Origin of the sequence: Echinicola sp. 20G (genome assembly GCF_015533855.1) — a bacterium.
GTDB lineage: Bacteria > Bacteroidota > Bacteroidia > Cytophagales > Cyclobacteriaceae > Echinicola.
This window is the reverse complement of the sequence record NZ_AP024154.1, coordinates 3568269-3592939: the sequence shown is the minus strand read 5'-3', so window position 1 is coordinate 3592939 and position 24671 is coordinate 3568269. Positions and strand designations below refer to the sequence as shown.

Sequence of the window (24671 nt, the reverse complement as noted above, 5' to 3'; positions counted from 1 at the left end):
GCCAAAAACTATAATAAATCAAAGAAGAAAACACCCACTGTGACAACTTCCGTCAAAGCGGGCATTTTCAACTCCCAATCAATTCATTTAAGTAAATTTCAATGTTGGTATACTGCTTATCCAAGTCAAAACCAACTGAATCATCAGCTGAATTGGGATTTAGATGGTGCTCTTTCTCCCAAACATCTGGCATGCCATCCTGATCTGAATCTTTTGGTGCCTTTTTGGACTTTAGCAAAGGCCATCCTCCCACATCCGATTGACTATCAATGATACCATTTCCCTGTTTTCCAAAAGTGCTAACGCCTGATCGTACTTCATTAACAACCCTCCTATCCACTTGATCCCGATTCAAACTAGCACCTACTTTTGTCAAAACCTCTTCATAAGCCACTTCGGCTTTTTCCTGATCATTTGCCATAACAAAAGGAAAAGGTTCAGTCACCAATACCTTTGACAAATCTTCCACTCCATCTACTCCCTTGCTATTGTCCTTGCTCACTTCTTCAGAGGCCGTCATTACATTTCCTTCCAAATAAAACTGGCCAAAAGGAGCATAAGGCTCCACTATTCTACTCTGGTTTGATTTTGTGGCTGGACCAGCTTTATAGTAATTTCCTATGATATTATGATGTCCTTCCTCTCCTGCATATGAGCTATTACTCTTCCAATTATAGATCACATTGTTCCGGAAATCAACCATTTCCTTTTCCGGCATTTTGTGATACCTGGCTCCATTAAACCTAGGTAACCTGCTATTATGGCTGGCCAATAAATTATGGTGAAAAGTGGCCCTCATACCACCCCAAATCCCTCCATAACCATGATCTCCCTTGGCATGAACTGATTCATTAAGACTTTCAGAAATAATGCTCCATTGCAATGTGAAGTTTTCATTGTCGTAGAATGAGCCACACTCATCCGTGGCCCAGCTCAGGGAACAATGATCAATTATGACATCCTTGTTTCTAATACAACTCATGGCGTCATCCTGTACCTTTTCCAGGTCGCCCAAACGGCTTCGGATATAGCGAATAATGACATTGTCGCCTTTGATCTTGATAGGATAGTTTTGCAGGGTTATTCCTTCTCCGGGGGCAGATTGGCCCGCTATGGTCAAGTCCCCATAATTGATATCCAAGCTTGACTCCAGTTTAATATTTCCAGAAACAGCAAATACAATAATTCTAGGGTACTTCTTCCTAATTGCCTCTCGGAGACTTCCAGGACCGTCGTCATTTAAATTATGGACCACCAACACCTTTCCGCCTCTTCCTCCTGTAGTGTATTTTCCAAAACCATCTGCTCCAGGAAAAGCTAAAGCACTATTTTTGTCATATTCCTGAGCATACGACAACCCAGCATAACACATCAATAAAATTATGCAAACCAGTTTTTTCATTGATTAGAGTCTAGTTTAATATTTTCCCCATTGATGGTTACATTGTTGAATGTCACCTCTTTCACATTGGAAAATTCATAATCTTTCTCTACGTGTTTAATGTTGATATTTTCCAATTTAACATTCTCAACAGGTGAACTTTCATAGGCTTCAAGTAGTACTCCAACTTTACCACCATCCATCACCTCCATATTCTCAACTCTGATATTCCTTACGATGGGCACATAAGCCCCTGAATCTTCATAAAACATATTCACCCTGATTACCTGTTGCGAAATCTGCCCTACTGTGATATTTCTTAAATAAACATTCTCAATGACTCCTCCTCTCATTGAACTGGTTTTGATTCGCAAAGCCCGCTCTAAATGTGGGCTGTTCATTTCACAATTTTCTGCAAAAACGTTTTTAACTCCTCCTGATATTTCACTTCCTATCACCACCCCGCCATGGCCATCAGCCATTTTGCAGTTTTGTATGATGATATTTTCACTGGGGATATTGATCCTTCTTCCATCAGCATTCCTTCCAGACTTGATGGCAATGCAATCATCGCCAGTGTTAAAAAAGCAATCCTTGATCAAGACATTTTTACTGGACTCAGGGTCACATCCGTCCGAATTTGGCCCATGACTTTCCACAGTCACTCCTTCTATGGTTACATTTTCACATAAAACTGGATTTAAAATCCACATAGGGGAATTGACAATTTTCACACCTTGGATGAGTACATTCTTACACAAATATGGCTGTACAAATTGTGGGCGCAAGTAATATCCTTCACCGAAAACTCTGTTTTCCACCGGAATATCATCTTCCGCCATTTGGAATAACTTGTGCCTTTTATCAGCATCTTCCTGCTGCGGCATTCCTTCTTTCCAGCCATACTCCTTTTTCCCTTTCCAAGGCCACCAATTAGTTTCATTGGCCTGACCATCCAACACTCCCTTTCCAGTTATAGCGATATTTACCTCTTCAAAAGCGTAGATCAAAGGAGAGTAATTCATCAACTCCACACCTTCCCACCTAGTGTAAACCAAAGGCAAATAATCCTTTGGGTCGGTAGAAAATAAGAGTCTGGCTCCTTCTTCCAAATGAAGGTTTACATTGCTTTGCAAGTATATGGGACCCGTGGCATAACTTCCTGCTGGCACCACAACTTTCCCTCCCCCCTCTTCAGAACAGGCTACAATTGCAGAACGAATTGCATCACTGGCATCAGTTTGTCCATCTGCCACAGCCCCGTAATCCAAAATATTGTAAACCTCATCCCTAAAATCGGGAGTTTTGATATTTTCCAGAATCTCAGGGACCTGATCCCAAACATTTGCTTCTGATATACCTTCCTTCTCCCCTCCGCAGGAAGACGAAAAGACAAGACAAATTATCAAAATCAAAAAGGGTTGAGTTCTTTTTAAAATAATCATGGGTTAATTGCTTTCATTAAAACTTAAACTATGCCTTTGACTAACAAAACGCATAATTCTGAATTAGATTAACTTTTTCTGCTCAGGCTTATTTGATCTTTTATTTCAACTTCTATGATTTAAGCATTGGTTTGGCCCTTTTACATAACTGCAAGGCCAATCCCCAAGGATCTTTTAGCATGACCAAATGTGAACCATCCTCTAAGATATCGTCACTCACCAATTCTGCACCTGCTACCATTAGTCGATCACGGTCCACTGCAGGATCCTCTGATACCAAAGCCAAGTGAACAACCAGTGGATGCTGGTTTTCAAAGTCCAAAATTGGGGCATTGGGATTGCTATATATTTCAATCATTATGGTACCGCTATCATCAGCCAAAAAAGTCATATAAGGACTTTGGTCTTTTTTCATGACGACTTTTAACCCAATATGCTTTTCATACCAGTCTGACATCGCTCTTGGTTGTGCGACATTAATTGCAAAATGCTCAAATTTCATAACTATCTAATTTTTCTATTGATTCTGATTTTATTACAAAGGCTAAAATACTTCCTCCATACTCTAACATTGTTTGTTTAACAACTTAATAGAAAAGCAGAAGATCGCATCACTGCCAAAGTACACAAATTACATCAATAGACCTTTCACTTTACTTAATCTTACTGAATAGGAAATTCCTTGATTAAGCTATTCAAATAAATTTCCAGATATGTATAAGGTGTGCCTGACTTTACTTTCTTTCCATCTTCGGCATCATTGGGATCCAAATCATTGGAGTTCTCCCATATATCTGGAATACCATCTGCATCAGTATCTACCACAGGGTTTCCTTCCTCCAACGCTGGCCAGCCACCTACATCACTTTGCGTATCTATAATACCATTTGTACTTCCAAGTGAACCTTCAGTACTATAGGTTCCATTCTTAACATTGGCTAAAACCCTGGCATCAACGGCATCTCTCTTCAAGCTAGCTCCAGCATTGGCCAAAACCAGTTCATAAGCATCTTCCGCTGAATGGGTCGTTACAGAATACCCTTCCTCTTCATGAGGTTTACTCATTTTTATACTGGCTTTGTCTGATTCAGCAACTGTCCCATAACTACTATGGAACTGGTTAAAAACCCCATAAGCCCAATTGTCATTGGAAGTTTGACTGCTTCCCTCCACTACATTTCCATCTATAAAAAACTTACCCCAAATGTCATATACATCAGTACCTGAGACTTTGTTTTTATCGATGGACATGATTCGGTTTCGTTTACTTCCAGAGGGTGTAGCTGGCCCCGGCTTATAATAGCAATTAACAATATTGACATTCATTGCCTCGCCTCCATATGCCGCATTGCTGCTCCAATTATAGATCACATTGTTCCTTAAATCCACCAAATCAGTCAGCGCAAAGGCTTTCCCTGCTTCTTCACCTAACCTTGGGTTTCTACTGTCATGGTGAGCTATCAAATTATGATGAAAGGAAGCATATCTTCCCCCCCAAATCCCTCCATAGCCGTGGGAACCCTTTTCATGTACAGAATTCTTTAAACTTTCAGAGATAATACACCATTGCAATGTGAAATTTTCATTGGCATAGAAAGACACACATTCATCTGTAGACCAACTCATGGAACAGTGATCAATGATAATATTTTTATGAAATCGTCCTCCCAAAGCATCCCCTTCTTGTTGGGCAGTGTCTCCCATCCTGAATCTCAGGTATCTGATAATCACATTATCCGAATCAATGGTTACGGGATAGTTTCTTAAGGTAATTCCTCCACCCGGAGCAGTCTGTCCGGCAATAGTTACATTTCCTTTTGAGATACTGAGCCTTGAGGTCAATGCTATTGTTCCTCCAATGTTAAAAACAATGGTTCTTGTTCCTGACTGATTAAGCGCATATCTCAAAGTCCCTTGACTTCCGTCGTCGTTCAATTTGGTTACATAATAAACTTTGCCACCTCTTCCACCGGTAGTGTATTGTCCATATCCTTCAGCACCAGGAAAGGCATATATGGGACCTTCATAGGGTTCATCCTCTTCTTCAACTGTTGGGGCCGGGTTTTCATCAGAACCACTGCAGGCCCAGTTGATGGTTGAAATATAAAACAGAAAAAACAGTTTAAGGATAAGGCAATTAATTTTCATGGTCTTTTAGGGGTTATTGAAAAGGTGTGGCTGTTTGGCCACACCTTTAAGATTAAATATGAAATGAATTACCATTAAAGTACTACTCTCCACCTTGGGTCTCCGGAGTCAAATCTGCCTGCAAAACCACTATCTTTAAAGTTAAAGTTATTCAGATTAGGGTTTACCCAAAGGTCGCTTTGGCCTCCAGAATAGTTGCCAATAGGGAATCCTGGAATTTCACCACTAGAGAAACTGAAATCACTGGTTGAATAAACATTAACGATATCAAAATTGGTATTTTCCAATCCATCATTAATTCCACTGATTCCATAGTCATCAGATTCGCTTTCATCCCAACTATGGCCGAAAATACTGTTATGGATCTTAATACCATTGGTCACATTATTTTGGCCATCTCCGCCTCTATAGCGGAAAAATCCACTTCCCGTTCTCACAAAATTGGCAAACGTACAGCTTTCAATTACAAATGAATCCGATTGACTTCTTGAGGTAACTCCCCACTGAACCTTATTGAAAGTAGAATTCTCAAACTTGATATTTTTGATCATCGCATCTGCCTCAGTATCCACTGTAAACAGACCATAACCTCCAATACTATCCACTACAGAGTTACTGATAGTATAATTATCAATTACAGTAGTTCCCCTAACCCTAAGTACACCTCTAAACGTACCTATTTCACAATTTTCAAACAAAAGCTCACCAACATGGACATTGGATCGATTTGGATTAAATACATAGTCCCCACTATAGTCTGCGCCTCTCAACTCAAGGTCAATAAATCTGATATGGTCAATATCCGAATCATTGTCAATATCCCAGTTTCCAGTGGTATAAAGCTTGGCTTTTTGTTCTCCAAACCCATAAGCAGCTCTAATGGTAATGGATTTATTAAGGTTGTTACTTGGGAAATCATAAGTAACCCCACGCTTCACTAAAATAGTGGCACCATCAGGAGCCATGTCCACAGCATCTGAAACCGCAGAAGGGCTTGAGTTTTCCCTGACATCAATTACACCTGGAGCTGTCGGATCAATATCAGCTGGAAGTGTGGTATAGTTTACCCAGCCTCTCAAGGTTTCCCCACTGTAAATAGCAATCTGGTATTCCAGTTCTGGCTCCAACCCTGTTACTATCACTTCTCCCGCTTCCTCCTCTTCAGAGGAAACAGCTTGCTCATCCAATAATGGAGTGGTCAGTTTAAGGTCATCACCTGCATATACCTTCACACCAGTTACAGCAGCTCCTGCTCTGGTCCAAGTTACTCGGGCTGCGATATCAATCACATCATAGCTAGCAGGCTCATTGAGAATAGTTGGGAACCTTTGGGTCCTTACATTTCCAAGGTCAGCTATTTTACTATCATAAACTGGATCATCGGCATGAGCAGTGGCCCTTACCTGGTACAAGGTATTCCAGAACAACTCTTCTCCCACCAAAGCAGCATCGATTACCACATAGTTGGTATCTGTTTCAAACAAGTAATCTGTTGTTTTAAAAGTATCCCTACTTACCTCAATTGTGTAAGAGAGTGCCTCTTTCATTTTGCCCATATTGACAATGATCGTGTTTTCCTCAGAAAACAAATCCTCATTCAACACCGGTCTGAAAAGCCTGGTTCTATCAAAAACCTCATCATCTTCCTTACAGCTGCTCAAGGCTACTACCCCAAGCGTAAGAACAAACAAGGCCATGTATATTCTATTTATATTTTTATTCATTGCTTCATGTTTTTGAATTACAGATCAATTCTTAAAATCCGTAGCCATCATTGGACAAAGTTCCTTGACTATTGGCTATGGCTGATGCTGGAATAGGGAAAATATACCTTACTACTCCTGGCTGAGGGCCATTGATGTAATTTTCCCAATCCTTGGTGATCCACTCTTGATAAGTGAATTGGTCGCTATGAAGGGCCAACAAGAATGACTGTTGGTTCCACGTATCATCCGGCGGAGCCACAACTCTTCTGTTGGGGTTGAGAATGGTAAAGTCTCCACTTTCATCAGTTTTCCAATACATATAATCCGGAAACTGAGTAGTTCCATTAAATGCAGCGTCGGCCAACTGTTTCAATCCTTCCACGGTCTCAGCCATTTTCTCAGAATAAATCCCCCAACGAATCAATTCATATTTCCTGATCATTTCACCACCAAACTCCCATGCTCTTTCATCCACAATCGCATCAAAGAAAGTGTCCTTTCCGCCGGAAACCTGTGCCACATAAGCATCCACTTTGGTTCCCCAATAAGTAGCATCAAAAGCCCTTCTTCTAACCCTTCTTAAAGCCTCTTGTGCTTCCGATGTAGGTCCATTCAACTCGTTTTCTGCTTCTGCAAACATCAATAAAACATCAGGGTATCTCATCATTGGCCAGTTAATGCCTGTACCTTTGGCAGATGATGCACCAGGAGGAGTGTCCAGGAAGTGTCTGCTCCATTTACCTTGGCCAATATCCAAACCACCATTCACAAACTCTTGTTCGAAGCTAGGATTGATCTTATACAATGAACAAGTCACATCTCTTCTGATATCCGTTGTATCAAATGAAAGGTAGTAGGTTGGCGGAATAGCCATGTAGTTATTTCCGGAACCATAGCTATGGGCAGCTGTAGGGCCACCTTCTACTCTTACACCTATATTCCATGCCACATCTCCATTACCTACCGCAAAAGGTACTTCAAATAATACATCTGAATTGACCGGAGTCAAGAACTTACATTCATTCATGAATACTTGACGGTAATCCTCTGGTAATTCACGGTCTTTTAGCGAAATCAATTTGGACGTATAATCCTTGGCTATCTGATAGTAATCCAAATAATCAGATTCCCTGGCCATGGTCAAATCAGGAGTCAAGTAATAACCTCCTCGCTGTAAAGACAGTCTGGCGATCATACCCAAAGTATACTCTCTGTTGACCTGTTCTATTCCATAAGGTACTTGGTCTGCCCAAAGCATGTTGGCTTCAACATTTATAAGATTCTGAATCTCTCCAGCCAAAATCACATTTCTGTTTTCCTTTGGTAGGTTGAAGTCATTACCCGCTTTGGGAGCCTCCACAATATAGGGTACATCACCAAAGTAATAGATCAGCATACTGTACCAATAGGCTCTTAAGGTATAAGCTTCACCTAACAGGTGATTCATGGTATTGGCCTCTGTCACATCAGAGGATTCCAATTTACCACTGGCCTCCAAACCTTCAATTGCAATATTGGCATCCCGAATCGCTTGATAAGCATAAGTCCAAACTATCTCCAAATCCCTATTACTTTCTAGAGCTTCCAAGTTCCAAATCTGGTAACGGTCTCCATTACTGTTCCAGCCACTTTGACGTTCTATATCTGTATTTCCAGTCATATTATTCGACAACCTTGACCGGAATGCATCCTGACCAAAGTGCGAATAAATTGCATTTACACCTTTTCTTGCATCATCTACATTCGAGAAGACATAATTGGTATCGAAAGTAGATAGCGATTCCGGCTCCAAGAAGTCACTACAAGAGCTCATCATGGTCACCGCTGCTGCTATGATTATATATTTGATTTTCATAATACTGCTAATCTCTTTTTAGAATGTAATATTTAAGCCTACGGTATAAGACCTGCTGCGAGGGAAAGATGAATAATCCACACCAGGTGTCAGGGCAGCATAACTACTGCTTCTTGTAGTACTCACTTCTGGGTCATATCCTGAATAATCTGTCCAAAGTTTCAGATTACTACCTGTTGCATATACTCTGAATTGAGACAATCCAATTCGTGAAATCAATTCGCGAGGCAAAGAATAACCTAGAGTCAGGTTGTTCAACCTGATAAAAGAACCATCTTCTACAGCCCAACTATGGATAACCGCTCCTGCAATCCCATAGCTATTGTGAGACCAGATATTCTTATTTTCATTCAACTCAGCCAATTGACCCAAGTCTGTCACAATTTCACCCGGGGTACCTGTATAAGCTCCATCTACATCTAGGTAAGTAAACCTATTGTCAGAAGACATGGTGGTAAGCATGTTACCGTAAGTAACCCTTCTGAATTGGTTATATTGGATTTTACCAGTGTTGTAGACATCATTACCGTATTGGTAATTGAAGAAGATAGCCGCATCAAATCCTTTCCATCTGGCATTGATCCCAAAGCCACCTTGATTTTTCGGAAGGGTATTTCCAATCACCTGTCGGTCATCTGCATTGATCTCACCATCACCGTTTAAGTCTTTTAGCTTTAAGAAACCAGGTCTGATATTGGTATTACCTACTACAGAAGTGGAGTTGGGCACACCTTCTTTTAGAATATATTCATCTGCGGCTGCATCATATCCTTCAAAATCATCCGTAGAATACATTCCATCAGTCACGTAACCGTAGATATCACCAATTCTTCCTCCTACCCTTAGGTAGAAATCATTGATATTATTCAGATCCGTACTGGCCCAATTGGACTGGAAGAAGCGCTCATTGGTACCATCCAATTCTTCAACTTTGGCCCTATTAAAGCCTGTGTTAAAGTTCACAGATAAGGAGAAATCAGGTCGATCGATCAAGAAAGCATTGATCCCCAATTCCACTCCCTTGTTGGAGGTACTACCAATATTGTCCCATTGAGTATTAAAACCTGTGTTAGGTGGAATGGCTGACTGCAATAACAAATCATTGGTTGTGTTCTTATAAAAGTCCAAGCTACCTTCTACTTTGGCCTTGAAAAGGGTAAAGTCCAAACCAATGTTTTTGGTTACGGTAGTTTCCCATACTAGGTCAGGGTTATAAAGCGTACTGCTACTTGGTGTGTAATAAACATTATCCACGTTGCCAAATCCAGGGCCTCTATTGGTAGAACCTTGGAACAAGAACTGAGTTGCTGTTGCTTCAATTCTGTCATTTCCAGTTTCACCTATACTCAATCTTAATTTCAATTCATCCACCCAAGAAGATGTCTTCAAAAAGTCCTCTTCAGAGATTTTCCACCCGACAGCTAAAGCAGGGAAAATCCCAACTCTATTTTCTTTAGCAAACTTGCTGGACGCATCAGACCTAATGGTTGCCGTAACTAAATATTTACCTAAGTATTGGTAATTGGCTCGACCAAATAGGGAGAATCTATTTACATCTGTAAACTCATTGGTCTCATGGCGATCAACTCTACCGAAGGTCATATTGGCAAAAAGCTCTTCTGGAGTAATGGAAAGTCTAAAGTCCTCCACACGAACCATATCACTGTTTCCCCCACTGGAATAAACTTCCTGTCCAACCAAGAAGTCCAAATCATGATCACCTAGGTTGTCAAACTTATAAGAGACACTATTCAACCAGCGGTAAGAGAAAGTACTTCTCTCGCTTTTCACTCCCAATGGTAAACTACCTCCATTATTGAAGGACTCTCCGGTCAGTGGACCATAAAATCTTAAGTCATTTCTAAAGTCTCTGGAACCATTAAAAGTAGATTTGAAGTCCAAATTATCAATGATGGACCAAGTCAATCCTGCATTGAATACATAGTCATATTCTGTCCTCTTTCTCCAATCTTGCTTGGCTAATTCCACCGGGCTTACCAGACTCAAAAGAAAAGATTGGAAATCATCCTCGGAATTCACTTGATTCACATCTATATCCAATTCATCAGCAATACCATTTACTGGTCTTGTCTGTACTGCATCTTTGATGTTGATTTGGGCACTTCCTGATGTACCAGCCCCATCCACAATGGTATGTGTGATCCTGGTGCCTATGTCCATTTTAAGTCTATCGGCTAAATCATGACTTAACTTAAAGTTGATTACATTTCTCTTATACCCAGAGTTCAGCATTAGACCTTCATCTGTATTATTGGTCAAGCTAAGCATCATTTTTGTTTTTTCGGTGCCTCCAGAAACACTCAAATTATGATACTGGCTAAGTTTGGGATCACCAAAAAGTTCTTCTTGCCAATCAGTTCCAGGTTTTTGTTGATAAAGCTCCAAGTCATCGTACACTCCATAGTATCTCTCAAAATTTCTTACCGCTGCATCAGACTGAAGTTTAGCATATTCATAATTTGCCAAAACATACTCATAAGGGTCCAATACCTCATATCTTCTGTCCTTTGGCAGCTGTTTCCACTGGAAAAAGTTATTATAAGAAATAGAAGTTTTTCCCGCTTGAGGAGTTTTGGTGGTGATAACAATTACACCGTTTGCGGCTTGTGCACCATAAATAGCTGTTGCTGCAGCATCTTTCAAAACCGTAATAGTCTCTATATCCGTAGGGGGAATATCACGTATACTTCCTACGATAAATCCATCCACTACATAAAGTGGTGAATTATCCTGGGTCACGGAGCCTCCACCACGAACACGAATAACCACTTCTGCATCTGGAGAACCGTCAGTGGTCAATACATTTACACCGGGAAGACGTCCTGTAATGGCCTGTGCAGCACTGGCTACAGGGATTTTTGCCAGTTCCTTACCTGACATTGAAGCTACAGAACCTGTCATATCTGCTCGCTTGACAGTTCCATATCCGTAATCCACTACCTCTACCATATCCAATTGTGCTACATCCATTTCCATGGTCACATCAATAGTGCTCCTCCCTTCAATGGCAATTTCTTGCTTTATCATCCCAATAGATGAAAAGATCAAGGTTCCATTAGGATCGTTGACGGCAAGTGTGTAAGCACCTTCCATATCAGTACTTGTACCAGTGCCAGTTCCTTTTAACAATACGGTGACACCAGGAACGGTTTCACCATCTGAGCCCTTTACTACTCCTGTAATCGTCAATGATTGTGCATAAAGTTCAACCATTGAGAATACCGTAAGCAGCAAAAACAGCGAGAGATACCGGGAAATACCCGATAAGTTTTTGGTAAACTTCATTTCGATATTGATTGGGTTTTGTTAATAAATATTTGTGATCAGAAAGTTGATTAGCTCTCTTTATAAATCCACACAATAAAAGTAGGTATTGTCTATGTCCTCGGAGGGGACGTAATGCGGGGGAATTTCATGTTATTTATAATTAAGGGTTTATTAATCAAATGACTAATTGATCATGCAAACAGATACATGTTGCGCAATCGATTGCATATTAATCAATTAAATTTTCATATACAAGTTAATTTTACACTTATTCATAATTCCAATATTAAAATCTATTTAAAGGGAATTTCTCACAACAATCAATCTATTCATCCAACAATATTAAAATACAGAATACTAAATCGATTCAATACTGTGCAATCGATTACCTTTTACGCAATCGATTCCGATTTTTTGCAGCAAAAAAGCGTTTTACTCACCAAATTTTTCTTAAAAACTTATCCATTAAATTTACTGTTGGTGTGAACCAAGGTTCAAAAAGCCAATAAGGGTGCGGCGAATTGGGGAAGGTATGTACTTCCGAATAAACCCCTAACTGATCCAACTTTCTTATCATATCCTCTTGCCCTGCATGAAATCTTGGATACTGACTGTTGATAAACAATATGGGAACTGCTCCGTCACGTACCTGATACAATGCCGAGGCTTCATCCCAAGTCTCAGGTATTTCTGAATAAGTACCTCCCAGCCATTGAGCAGCCACTGTACCTTCAGCAGATTCTGGATGATGAAAAGCCAAAACCCCATCCATATCAATGATGGCATGAACTTCTGAGCTAGACTTATAATTGCCTTTAGTAGCCTCATATTTCTTCACGCCATTGGTTGTCCCAACCAAGGCAGCCAACTGCCCTCCGGCTGACCCTCCTGATATGGCCACTTTATTGGTATCCAAATTAAACTCTTCTGCATGATCCTTTAGCCATTTTATGGCATCTTTCACATCATGGACTCCGGCTGGATACGATGCTTCCAGTGACAACCTATAATCCATTACTGCCGTCACATATCCTTTTGTTGCCAATGCTTTGGCCATGGGTGCTTGCATGGATCGATCTCCAGACCTCCAACCACCTCCATGTACAAATAATATCCCAGGAATGGCTTTTGACGCTCTATTTTCTGGATAAAATACATCCAGTTGAAGCTCACGATAGCCCAGGTTTTTATAGGGAATATTCATTTCCTCCTGCACTCCACCTATACTTTCAGCATAAACCGGTTGGATATCAGGAAGGTTTTTACTGTACTTTTTATACGAACTATTTAAAGTAAAAGAAGTATCTTTTTCATAACCATACCATGCAAAACCATCAGCATTTACTGACTTACCACTCCCCTTAAAAATATGTTCTTTGGTAAAAGCAAGGGCCTCTTCATCTGTAAGCTTATGTGCCCAATCTACCCTTGACTTCACATTGGCTCCTGGTCCGATAGAATTATATTCGGCATAGAATGTAGTCTTTTCTTTTTCCGGACTACCCCAGTTATGCCAGCCCTCAGGTACGATATGGTCTCCCATTTCACAATCGATAAACACAGTTTGGGCATAATCTCTCCATGGCCGACCTAAAAAAACCCTATCGACACCTTCCTCGGCAGTAAGCCTACAGTCTTTAAACACATAACCATAATCCACCCAATCAGGTGTTGAGGCTGCTGTGATATACGAATTGGCTTTAGAATGTATTTCACAATTTTCGAACAAAGCCGTTGCAGATCCAAATATAAAATCAGTAGTACCTTCTATATAGCAATCCTTATAGTATTGTCTGCTATTCTCACCAGAAGCAAACATGGTATCTTGGTCTCCCTTAAAATGACAATTTTCAAAGACCAATCGATCTCCCTCAGCATGCAATGCCACCGCTTGCCCAACACTTCCAGCTGTATTTTGAATAGTCAGGTCCCTAAACATCAAACTGTTGCCCCATACCAAAAGTGTATAGGAATCAAAAGTATCCATGTAATTTTTGCCGGTATGATCATCGAAAGTAATGATGGTTTTATCAGGACCATCTCCTTTGAAAGTAACATTGGTAATGGTTCCAGGTATTTCAAGCTTTTCTTTATAGACACCTTCCTTGATGTAGACGGTTATTGGTTTTGGAAGATAGACCCTGATTGCTTCCAATGCATCAGCGATATATAAAAAATCTCCTGACCCATCCTTAGCCACTACTATATCTTCTTGAACTTTTCCTTTTAGATCCTTGATTTTACCATCTTTTGGATAGGAATTGACATGTTGGGAAAAGCTGAGATGACTTAAAGTACTTATCAGAAAGATGGCCAATACAAGACCTTTTCTGTTTATAACCTGAATCATCAAATTCATATCTCCATTAATAAAATTATTGATTAATTTTCAATTGAGTCATAGCCTGATAAACCAGTCCGGCTACCGCTTTGGCCCCTTCAGGCTGAAAATGGGTATTGTCATTACTACCCTCTGGATAAGCCTCGTAAATTCCCGGACCAAAATTCATAAAATAGTGATCCGTGACATATTCTTTGCCTTTTTGGGTAAAATAATCCATGGACAATTGTGTAAGATCAATCAACAAAGCATCCAATTCTTCTGCTACTTCTATTGCGGCTTGGTAGTATTCTCCATGCACATTTTGAAGCTTCCCTTCTTTCCAAGGGTAATTTCTGTTAACCGGGGTCAAAACAACTGGAATTGCCTTTTTTTGCCTAGTTTGGTTTACGTAAAGTCTGATGTACTCCTTGTAGCCCTCGATATTTACATACCGCTCTGGTTTATTTTCCGCAGCATCATTATGTCCAAATTGCATTAAGACCAAGTCCCCCTCATTAAGCGTTTCATAAACTTCTCTCCATCGCCCCTCTTCAAAAAAAGTTCTCGTACTTCTTCCTCCCCTCGCTCGATCATCGACTAGCACCGAATCCCCTTGAATTATACCTCTCAGACTGGACAAGTTCGCCTTACTCATAAAAGGTTGGAAAACTTGGCCCCATCCCGTCACAGGATACCTTGTTTTCATATAATCTTTCCCAGGATCATAGTCATCATTATAATCAGCCATAGTTGAATCTCCAATCAGGTAAACCTTGACAATCTTTTCCTTTGGTCTGAATCCCAAAAAAGCTAAAAACAAAAGAATGAGCGAGAAGCTTAAGTATTTCTTCAGTCTTAGTTTCATCCTTATTCTTTTAAGAAAATAACCAGCTCTGGAATTTCCCTTTTTAGTTCTTCCACAGCAAGGTCACAACACTTGAATGCGCCTGTTGGAGAAAGGTGGGTATCATCCGATCTTCCTTCTGGAAATTTAACATAATCCCCCGGCCTGTAATGCAAAAACAATTCTTTCGATTTCTCCACCCCAAACTGCTCCAATACTTCAATGGTTTTTTTGTGCATATCGAAAAGAGGCAGGCTGTACTCTTCCGCAACCTCTCGCACTACTTCCGAATACCGGCCATGGGTATCTTGTAATATTCCATTTTCATCAAAACTTCTCCTGGTAATTGGAGTGGCCAAAATTGGTTTGCCTCCTTTTTGATAAGTTTCTTGGATATACCTGATCAGATTATTTCTATAATCCGTATCGGGAGCAGCATATCGATCCGGAGATTTTTCCTTTTGATCATTATGACCAAACTCTATGAAGACATAGTCTCCCGGTTGGATACTTTGGAAAACTTTGTCCCAGTGCCCTTCATCCCTAAAACTCTTAGTGCTGCGTCCATTTAACGCATGATTTTCAACTTTTACACCATCCTTAAAATACAGCCCAAACACCTGCCCCCAGCCTTTTTCAGGATTGCTCCCAGAATATGGCTTGTTGGCCAACGTAGAGTCACCTATCAAAAAAATAGTAATCTCTTTTTCCTTCTCCTGAAAAGAGGTGATTCCCACAAAGACTACTAATAATGAACAAATTACTAATAATATTTTCTTCATAATCATTGAACTTTAACGGCATCTTTGGGCAATTCTTTCCCTAATGTCAGTTGATCCTGATAAGATTTAAAATCAGTAAGGTCAAAATGGATATCACGACTCAACCTACCCAAAACCCGAACAGGCTTTTTGTCATTTTCATTAAAAGCGAAACCTTTTACTTCTACATTTTGGCTGTTATAGATTGTCAGAGCTGAAGTTTCTTCGGCAATTACTTTTACATTAATCAAAGTCAAACCATCTGTATCAATTACTGTAATTCCCTCCTTTGCTTCAAGCATCGCATTCTCTAAATGAACATTCTCCAAGCTTTTCTCAGGCAACCCCATAAAAAAACCTGCCTTTCCCGAACCTGTTGCCGTTATGTTCTTCATAAATATATTCCTGAAAGCAGGTGTCTCTTCTGTTACGGGCACTATGGTTTCGTCCCGAGCTTCATCAGAGGCATCTTGATCTTCTTCTAGAACCGGACTATTCCCACCATAAAACATGTTAAAGCGTATGGCCTCAGTGGGAATATTGATCATATCAATGTCTGAAATAAAAATATTCTCAACTACGCCTCCTCTACCACGAGTGCTTTTAAACCTCAACCCCACATCTGTTCCGATAAAAGTACATTTAGACACATGGACATTTCTGACCCCTCCTGACATTTCACTTCCTACCACAAAACCACCATGTGCATGATACACCGTATTATTTTTCACAATAGCGTTCTCGGTTGGTATTCCTCTCTCTCTCCCATCTTTGTCTTTCCCAGATTTGAAACAGATGGCATCATCACCTACATCAAAAGTGTTATTATAAATCAAGGTATTTTTACAACTCTCCAAATCAAGCCCATCCCCATTTTGACTATACCAAGGGTTTCTGACACTAAGGTTTCTGATGACCAAATCTTCACACATCAAGGGATGAATGTTCCAAGCAGGGGAATTCTGGAAGGTAGGCCCATCCAACAGCACCTGCTTACATTTCACTAAGCTCACCATTACTGGCCGAAGAAAATCTTTCACGGAGTTCAATTCATCTTGAGATATCAAATCTGGCACATTGAAGTTCGTGCTGCTCATATATCCCTTTTTGGAAGATTCACTTGGAAACCAGATTTTACCATCTTCTGAAAGCACCCCTCCAGACTTGTTCAGTGCCTTCCATTGGCTATCGGTCATTTTCCCTTTCTTAACTGGTCGCCAAGCATCACCGTTTCCATCAATTACTCCTGAGCCTGTGATGGCTATATTTTCAGCTCCTTCTGCATTGATTGGCGATTCGCACCTTACCGTATTCAACCCTTCAAAACTTGTTTTGATCAACGCATAATCATCAAAATCTCTACTGAATAAGATTAAAGCTCCTTCTTCCAAGTGAAGATTTATATGGCTTTTTAATGTAATAGGGCCGGTTAGCCAAATTCCTCTGGGCACAATTATCTTACCTCCACCTTCTTGACTAAGCTGTTCAATAGCTTGCTTAAAGGCTTCTGTATTTTTAAACATGCCATTACCTTTAGCACCAAAGTCCATAATATTTACCGTCTTGTCAGGAAACGAAGGCAGCCTCACTTTGGGCATGTCAAACTCCACCCCCTCGTACAGGGCGGGGTCAATACCAGCAATTTTTTGCGCATTGACCTGAAATACGTTAACCACAAGGGTTATTAAAATCAAGGGGATATAAAAGGTATTTTTCATTGGGTATTTTATTTTGTAAACCTAAACCAATCTACGTCAGCATAACCTGAGTCATTGGTTTTTGAATTTCTAACTGCAAACAGGCCTACTTTCGCACCAATCCATTTGCCCGGAACAGCTGTAAATTCGTCATTGATTTCTGTGAATTTCTTTCCGTTTTCACTATAGCTAAATTGACAAATGGCACCTTCTTTCACCTCTACCCTAAGCTGTAGTGTATTCCCGGAAAGTTTCTTGATCATTGTTTCCTTTTCTGGTTTACCATGTTCCGCATCCTCACACGCTACATATTTTAGATAAAGGCCATCTTCTTGGCTTTCCAGTGCGAGGTACGCATAGCTCATCCCCATCACCAACAATCCTGTTTTTTCATTTTGCAGCTTTTCATTAGGGTGAAAAGTCAACTTGGTCGTAGTTGTAAAGGTTTCGGCAGGAAACTTCTGAAGTAACAAATTAGGGACATCCCAAAGGGTCTTGGTTCCTTCTGGAATTTGGTCGGTGTATAATCTTAGATATCCTTGGGAAGGATTCACGAAGGCCCATGTTGCCTTGGGATTAGCATGCCATTGCCATTGGAGGCCAATGTCACTCCCATCAAATTCATCAGTATCAATTGGTGTAGCTAAAGGATATGTTTTCCCAACATTTGGTTTCTTGTATTGTAATACCGGCTGGCCAGTCCCATCTCCATCTGAGTCCTCTCCCATAGTAGGCCAATTATTCTCCCAAAACATGGGTTGCATGTGTACAATTCTACCATAAGCCTCTTTATCTTGGAAGTGCAAAAACCAATTTTCCCCATTCTCCAATTCAACCCAACCTCCTTGATGAGGTCCATTGATTGCTGTATTTCCTTGAGCTAAAGAAATATGCTCTTTATAAGGGCCATATGGATTTTTTGACCTTAAGATCAGCTGCCAACCAGTAGAAACTCCACCTGCAGGTGCAAAAATATAATAGTATCCATTTCTCTTGTAGAATTTTGTTCCTTCCACCGTTGGATGGTTTTCATGGCCATCAAAAACCAACTTACCAACACCAATGGTTTTGGTCCCATCTGGACTCAAAGGCTTAACGACCAACACACTCTTTATGCCTGCCCTACTTCCAGCAAAAGCATGGGACAAATAAGCTTTGCCATCCTCATCCCACAAAGGGCAAGGATCTATCAACCCTTTTCCTGCCTCTACCAAAACTGGCTCTTCCCAATCCCCTGCTGGATCCTTGGTTTTTACCATATAAATCCCAAAATCAGGATCGCCCCAATAAATATAAAACTCGCCTTCATGATACCTAATGGATGGTGCCCATACACCATTGCCGTGCTGTGGTGTACTAAAGTGATCATAAGGGGTCAACCTATCCAACGCATAACCAATCAACGTCCAGTTGACCAAATCATTTGAGTGTAATATGGGTAAACCCGGGACAGCATTAAAGCTTGATGCTGTCATATAAAAATCAGCGCCAACCCTACAAAGGTCAGGATCCGAGTAATCAGCATGCAAAACAGGATTGATAAAAGTTCCATCTCCTTGATCCGAAACCCAAACGTCAGATATTTCGGAGTCTTGAGAATTTGCTACCGAATAGAAACAAAAAGTTAATAAAATAACATTTACTATAAGTTTATTTAAGTTCATTATTTTGGGGTAAGGATTATTGTTGATCTAAATTAACTTGGTTTTACTCTAGTATTTTGGTAGGATCCCAATCATCGTCTCCTTTCAAAATGTTTTGTGTGGTGTATGCTTCACCGATATCAGGAGTAAGCTGCCATGACCACAGTACCCTTTCTTCTGGAGCGGCACCTGGACCTGTAGACCTGTACTCGGCATAAAAGCAGTTTTCTTCAGCCTCCGGTTTATCCCAATTGTGCCATCCTTCTGCTTTAATATGTGCTCCTAGTTCACTTTTTATAAAAACAGTCTGAGCATATTCCCTCCATGGCCTTCCAAGGTAGACACTGTTTTCTGGCGCATCACCAGTCAGTTTACAATTGATAAACACAAAACCGTGCAATGTTTTCTTATCTGTGGAAGCAGCTGTTATGTATTGCCCACCTTCTTTGGAATAAATCTCACAATCCTCAAAAACTGCTGTGGACCAGCCGAAGATAAAATCCGTTGTTCCTTCCACATAGCAGTTTTTGTAATATTGCCTACTACCTTCTCCATGGGGATACAAAGTATCTTGGAAGCCTAAAAACCGGCAATTCTCAAAAATCACCTTATCACCATCGACCCTGACCGCTACAGCTTGTCCCACAGGACCTGAAGAATTTTCAAAAGTGATGTTCTTGGCATAAAATTCATCCCCAAAAACAAAAAAACTGGAAGAACCTGTTGTTCCCAATTCTTCGCCATAGCTGTTTTTCTTGGAGGCAAAATCATCATATGTAACAATTGTCTCTGCTGCATTATCAGCAATTAGGTGGACTTTGGTTTTGGTGGCGGCCAAGGTCAACTTCTCCTTGTAGGTTCCTGGCTTCAGGTAAATCCGAGTGATATTCTTTCTAAAATCGGGAATGCTGTTGAAAGCTTCTTGAATGTTTTTGAAATCTCCAGAGCCATCTTTGGCTACCGTAATGTCAAAATCCTGAGCATTTACTAAATGGGTGCAAAACACACCTATCAGTAAACATACTTTAAATAAAATCTTCATTAGTTGGGTTATTTGATCAGTTCATACTGCAAAGAAGCTAGAATAAATGGGCCAACTCCTTTTGGATCATTGACTCTAATCGGTTCATTAATGTAATATTCATATGAACCGTCCCGGTATGGATTTCCTCCTAATCCAGCCACTCCACATACGTTGGTGATGCTTATCCCTCCATCTTGATCTTCTCGAATAAACTCTTTAATCATACCATGATATGCTTTCAATCCAGCCTCCTCATATTTTCTATCAATATAGCCTTTGGAGGTTGCTTTAAGCAGAAAATAGGTAAACATACTTGAGCAAGAGGATTCTAGATAGTTTCCTTCACGTTCACCCTGGTCTACTACCTGATACCAAACACCAGTTTGATCTTGGTACTTTACAATTCCAGCAGCTAATCTTTTAGCCACCTCAATTACCATACCTCTTTTCGGATGACTTTCAGGTAAATAATCTAAAACATCTACCACCGCCATACTAAACCAGCCTATACTTCTACCCCAATAGTTTTTGGATAGACCTGTAGCTGGATCTGCCCATTTTTGCTCTTTACTCTCATCCCAAGCATGGTGGTAAAGGCCTGTCTCTTCGCTGTAACCATATTTATCCATTAGATAAATTTGATTGGTAACATCATCAAAAAGCGCTGATTCATCAAATTCAGCAGCATACCTCGCCAAAAATGGCGACCCCATATACAATCCATCCAACCACATTTGATGAGGATAGACTTTTTTATGCCAAAACCCACCCTCTGAAGTTCTCGGGTGATTTCTCATCTGATCTCGCAATTCTTCAACGGCCAATTTATATTTCTCTTTCCCTGTTTCTTCGTAAAGACCGATCAAAAACTTACCACCATTTACTCTGTCTATATTAAAATCAGACTTCTTATAAGTCTTTATTTCTCCTTGGTCATTGATCATAAAATCCGCAAAGTGCAATATATAATCCAAATACCGTTCTTCTCCGGTTTTGTCATAGACCTGCTCCATCGCAGTCATGATCAGGCCATGGGTATATTCCCATTTTGGCTTTTCATTGAAATCCAATGTCCAACCTTCCGGGTTTCGTTTGATTTCTGAATCGGCCATCCAAGTTGAGTACTCTTTCGTAAAAGCATTTTGCTCTGTGTTTTCAGTTTCATCACTACTTTCATTGGTAGATTTTGACTGACAAGAAATTAATGCCACTATCAACAATAATGCAGGGAATATTTTTTTCGAAACATCAGCGATTTGAATTAAATACATAGGTAAAGGGTTATTATTGTTATTCAGTTTGCTAACCAAAGAGGTGATTTTTATGCTGGCAAATAAGTTATTCCCATGGCGGTAAACCTTGTTCTGTTTGAATTGGTTTTGGAGCTAAAACAACTTTTGAAAAAATTAAACTTAAATGAATTTGTCTGAAAACTTCCTCCAAGCTCCTTATTAATTTGCTGAATGTAAACATGTTATTTGGGGTTTTATTTTGTTAATCATTTATATAAACAAGTTTAGGCCTTAAAATGAATTAAACTGAAAGGTCTCCCTCAACCGAAGGAGACATTTCACATCATTAACCCTAAACTAATTACATACAATATTTTGAAAATCCTTCTGATCATGAATATAACTTACAAAACGGAAGGATAAATATTCAATTACATCGATCACAATGAGCAATCGATTGCATATATAATTATTTTTTTTGACACTTTAAAATTTTATCTTACCAAATCAATAAAATAATCATTAATAATTCGGATTTTAACTCCATTAAGATGTTTATCCTTTAAATTAAATAAATAGCCATAAAAAAATATTGGATGTTTTTCTTGACATAGGAACAGTAAATACGCTATATTGCGCAAACGATTACATCATTAAATTAGTATCAGTGTAACATAATTACACTACCCATAATAACCTAAAGCCAAAAACAACATCTCAGTCACGTGATTGAGTAAATCTGTAACTTATGAAGTTTAATAGTACATTTGTGTTTTTGGCAACCTGACTAAAGCGATGAACAAAAGAAAAAAAGCGACCATCCATGACATAGCTTCAAAGCTTGGAATAACTGCGAGCACTGTCTCCAGAGCTTTAAACAACCACCCAAGAATAAGTGATGCTACCAAAAAACTAGTTCAAAAGGCTGCTAAAGAGGTAAATTACCAACCTAATAATATTGCGGCCGCCCTAAGGAATGGGAAAAGTAAATTGATTGGAATCGTTGTCCCAACAGCCAACAGAAATTTCTTTTCATCCGTAGTCAGAGGTATAGAAGAAATAGCCAACCAACTCAATTATAAAGTAATTATTTCTCAATCATACGAGAATTTTGAGAAAGAAACACAAACTGTTGATGCATTATTAAGTGCTCGTGTAGATGGAATCATCATGTCAATAGGAAAGAATACAGATGATTTTGAGCATTTGGAAAGAGTTATAGAGAAAGGTATTCCCCTTGTTTTATTTGATAGGATTACTGAGGAGGTAGAAGTCAACCAAGTCGTGATTGATGATTACATAGGTGCTTACAAATCTGTCGAACACTTGATAGAAAATGGTTATACCAAAATAGCACACTTTACAAACCCTCGAAAAATCAATATTTACAGTGAAAGACTCAGAGGGTATACTGATGCGCTAAAGGATAATGGTATCCAATTCAATCAGGACTTAATTATTGAAAGTAATATGCAGCTGGAAGATGGACAGCAAAGTACGCTGAAAATGCTTGATGATGGAATAGATTTTGATGCCATCTTTTCTTCCAGTGACTATGCCGCCATGGGAGCTCTTCAAGTCCTGAAAGATAAAGGAATAAGCGTTCCGGAAGAAGTCGGTATTGCTGGATTTGGTAATGAGCCCTTTACTTCCTTTACCACTCCATCATTAACATCGGTTGATCAAGTCAGTATCCCAATGGGCAATGTCGCTGCCGAGTTGTTCTTTGAACTGCTTAAAGCAGATCCCAAAAAATTTATCCCCCAAAAAACGGTACTCAAACCCGAACTGATCATCAGAGGCTCTTCTACCCGAAAAATAACACAGCCTATTTAAGAAAATTATTTACATTAAATAAAAGAAGAAAAAATGTTGGACCAAGTGAGCAATCGATTGCACAAACAGAATAAGGCTTTCCTTGATGAGGATTTTTTGCTACAAAGCGAATTTGCGCAGATCCTTTACCATGACTATGCAAAAAACTTACCCATCATCGATTATCATTGTCACTTATCCCCAAAGGACATCGCTGAAAATAGACAGTTTAACAATTTATCAGAGATTTGGCTAGCTGGTGACCATTATAAATGGAGGGCCATGAGAACTCTTGGGGTTGATGAAAAATATATTACAGGTAAAGACTCTACCGATAAAGAAAAATTTCTAAAATGGGCTAAAACTGTTCCATACACGCTCAGGAACCCTCTTTATCATTGGACCCATCTTGAACTTAAAAGGTACTTTGATATTGATACACTCTTAACTTCAGATACTGCCGACAGCATTTACGAAAAAGCCTCTACCCTACTTCAAACTCCTCACTACAGCGTACAAGGGCTCTTGGAGAGAATGAATGTAGAAACAGTTTGTTCTACAGATGACCCTATTGATAGTCTTGAATTTCATGTAAAAGCAAAGAAAGAAGGTGTAAATACACACCTCTTTCCTGCATTTCGACCTGACAAATCTTATGCTGTCGAAAATCCTGAAGATTACCTTGAGTACTTACAAAAACTACAGGATGTCAGTGGTATAGAAATACAGAGCTATGATGACCTATTGCTTGCTTTGGAAAACAGAATTGACTTTTTCCACCGCCACGGAGGCCGACTTTCCGACCACGGATTGGAGAAATTGTATTACTATAACTTAGGCAAATATGATATCCAGAAGCTTTTCAAAAAGCTGCAGTCTCAAGAAGCCTTAGGGCAAGATGAAATTGATTATTTCAAATTTGAGACACTTCTTCATTTAAGCCGGATGTATCATGCCAAAGGATGGACTCAGCAATTTCACTTAGGTGCCTTAAGGAACACTAATGAAAGAATGTTACGCATATTAGGTCCTGATACGGGATTTGACAGCATTGGAGATTTCTCCCAAGCAGAAGCCATTGCCGGTTTCTTAAACCTATTGGATGGTACTGATCAATTGGCGAAGACCATACTCTACAACTTAAATCCTGCCGACAATGAAGTCATGGCCACCATGATTGGGAATTTCAATGATGGCTCTATCAAAGGAAAGGTTCAGTTTGGATCTGGATGGTGGTTCCTAGATCAAAAAGATGGTATGGAAAAACAAATGAATGCCTTATCCAATATGGGGCTATTAAGCTGTTTTGTAGGGATGTTGACTGACTCAAGAAGTTTTCTTTCCTTCCCGCGTCATGAGTATTTCCGCCGTACATTGTGTAACCTCCTTGGAAATGATGTGACTAATGGAGAACTTCCAGCAGACGAAAAGTGGTTAGGAAAAATAGTCAGTGATATTTGTTACTATAATGCCAAAAATTACTTTCAATTTGAACAATAGAAACTCACA

Annotated in this window: 16 protein-coding genes; 2 read left to right on the top strand and 14 right to left on the bottom strand. The window is 39.7% G+C overall.

Annotated elements, in window-relative coordinates:
• Positions 1–67: 67 nt before the first annotated feature.
• The 14 genes from JL001_RS14750 to JL001_RS14685 all read right to left on the bottom strand — a co-directional run bounded on the left by JL001_RS14750 (position 68) and on the right by JL001_RS14685 (position 21386).
• Complete coding sequence (locus JL001_RS14750; RefSeq protein ID WP_200977373.1) at positions 68–1402, bottom strand: pectate lyase; 1335 nt, start codon at positions 1400–1402, stop codon at positions 68–70.
• Positions 1399–2826 (bottom strand): glycoside hydrolase family 28 protein, encoded by a 1428-nt coding sequence (locus JL001_RS14745; protein ID WP_200977371.1) that lies wholly within the window; start codon positions 2824–2826, stop codon positions 1399–1401. Before JL001_RS14745 ends, JL001_RS14750 begins: the two co-directional genes overlap by 4 nt.
• A gap of 112 nt (positions 2827–2938) precedes the next feature.
• Positions 2939–3328, bottom strand: a complete 390-nt coding sequence (locus JL001_RS14740) for a VOC family protein (protein ID WP_200977369.1) — start codon at positions 3326–3328, stop codon at positions 2939–2941.
• Positions 3329–3489: 161 nt separating this feature from the next.
• Complete coding sequence (locus JL001_RS14735; RefSeq protein WP_200977367.1) at positions 3490–4974, bottom strand: polysaccharide lyase family 1 protein; 1485 nt, start codon at positions 4972–4974, stop codon at positions 3490–3492.
• A 74-nt stretch (positions 4975–5048) separates the two neighbouring features.
• Positions 5049–6698 (bottom strand): DUF4957 domain-containing protein, encoded by a 1650-nt coding sequence (locus tag JL001_RS14730; RefSeq protein WP_200977365.1) that lies wholly within the window; start codon positions 6696–6698, stop codon positions 5049–5051.
• Positions 6699–6729: 31 nt separating this feature from the next.
• A complete protein-coding gene (locus JL001_RS14725) occupies positions 6730–8535 on the bottom strand; it encodes a RagB/SusD family nutrient uptake outer membrane protein (RefSeq protein ID WP_200977363.1) in 1806 nt (601 codons plus the stop codon).
• 18 nt (positions 8536–8553) lie between these two features.
• Complete coding sequence (locus tag JL001_RS14720; RefSeq protein ID WP_200977361.1) at positions 8554–11841, bottom strand: TonB-dependent receptor; 3288 nt, start codon at positions 11839–11841, stop codon at positions 8554–8556.
• 418 nt (positions 11842–12259) lie between these two features.
• Positions 12260–14173: a pectinesterase family protein gene (locus JL001_RS14715; protein WP_200977359.1), complete on the bottom strand. Its 1914-nt coding sequence runs from the start codon at positions 14171–14173 to the stop codon at positions 12260–12262.
• Positions 14174–14198: 25 nt separating this feature from the next.
• Positions 14199–15011: a rhamnogalacturonan acetylesterase gene (locus JL001_RS14710; RefSeq protein ID WP_200977357.1), complete on the bottom strand. Its 813-nt coding sequence runs from the start codon at positions 15009–15011 to the stop codon at positions 14199–14201.
• A gap of 2 nt (positions 15012–15013) precedes the next feature.
• Entirely contained in the window at positions 15014–15772 is a 759-nt protein-coding gene (locus tag JL001_RS14705) for a rhamnogalacturonan acetylesterase (protein ID WP_200977355.1), read from the bottom strand.
• Positions 15773–15774: 2 nt separating this feature from the next.
• Positions 15775–17469 (bottom strand): glycoside hydrolase family 28 protein, encoded by a 1695-nt coding sequence (locus JL001_RS14700; protein ID WP_200977353.1) that lies wholly within the window; start codon positions 17467–17469, stop codon positions 15775–15777.
• Positions 17470–17477: 8 nt separating this feature from the next.
• The gene (locus JL001_RS14695; RefSeq protein ID WP_200977351.1) at positions 17478–19112 is read right to left on the bottom strand and encodes a glycoside hydrolase 43 family protein; all 1635 of its coding nucleotides are present in this window, start codon (positions 19110–19112) and stop codon (positions 17478–17480) included.
• Between the two features lie 43 nt (positions 19113–19155).
• Complete coding sequence (locus tag JL001_RS14690) at positions 19156–20133, bottom strand: pectinesterase family protein (protein WP_200977349.1); 978 nt, start codon at positions 20131–20133, stop codon at positions 19156–19158.
• A gap of 8 nt (positions 20134–20141) precedes the next feature.
• Complete coding sequence (locus JL001_RS14685; RefSeq protein WP_200977347.1) at positions 20142–21386, bottom strand: glycoside hydrolase family 105 protein; 1245 nt, start codon at positions 21384–21386, stop codon at positions 20142–20144.
• A 756-nt stretch (positions 21387–22142) separates the two neighbouring features.
• Here JL001_RS14685 and JL001_RS14680 point away from each other — a divergent pair.
• Together JL001_RS14680 and uxaC are read left to right on the top strand one after the other, a co-directional pair.
• Positions 22143–23183, top strand: a complete 1041-nt coding sequence (locus tag JL001_RS14680; protein WP_200977345.1) for a LacI family DNA-binding transcriptional regulator — start codon at positions 22143–22145, stop codon at positions 23181–23183.
• A 33-nt stretch (positions 23184–23216) separates the two neighbouring features.
• Positions 23217–24662 carry a glucuronate isomerase gene (gene uxaC / locus JL001_RS14675; protein ID WP_200977343.1) on the top strand — a complete coding sequence of 482 codons (1446 nt, stop codon included), beginning with the start codon at positions 23217–23219 and terminating at the stop codon, positions 24660–24662.
• Positions 24663–24671 lie beyond the last annotated feature (9 nt).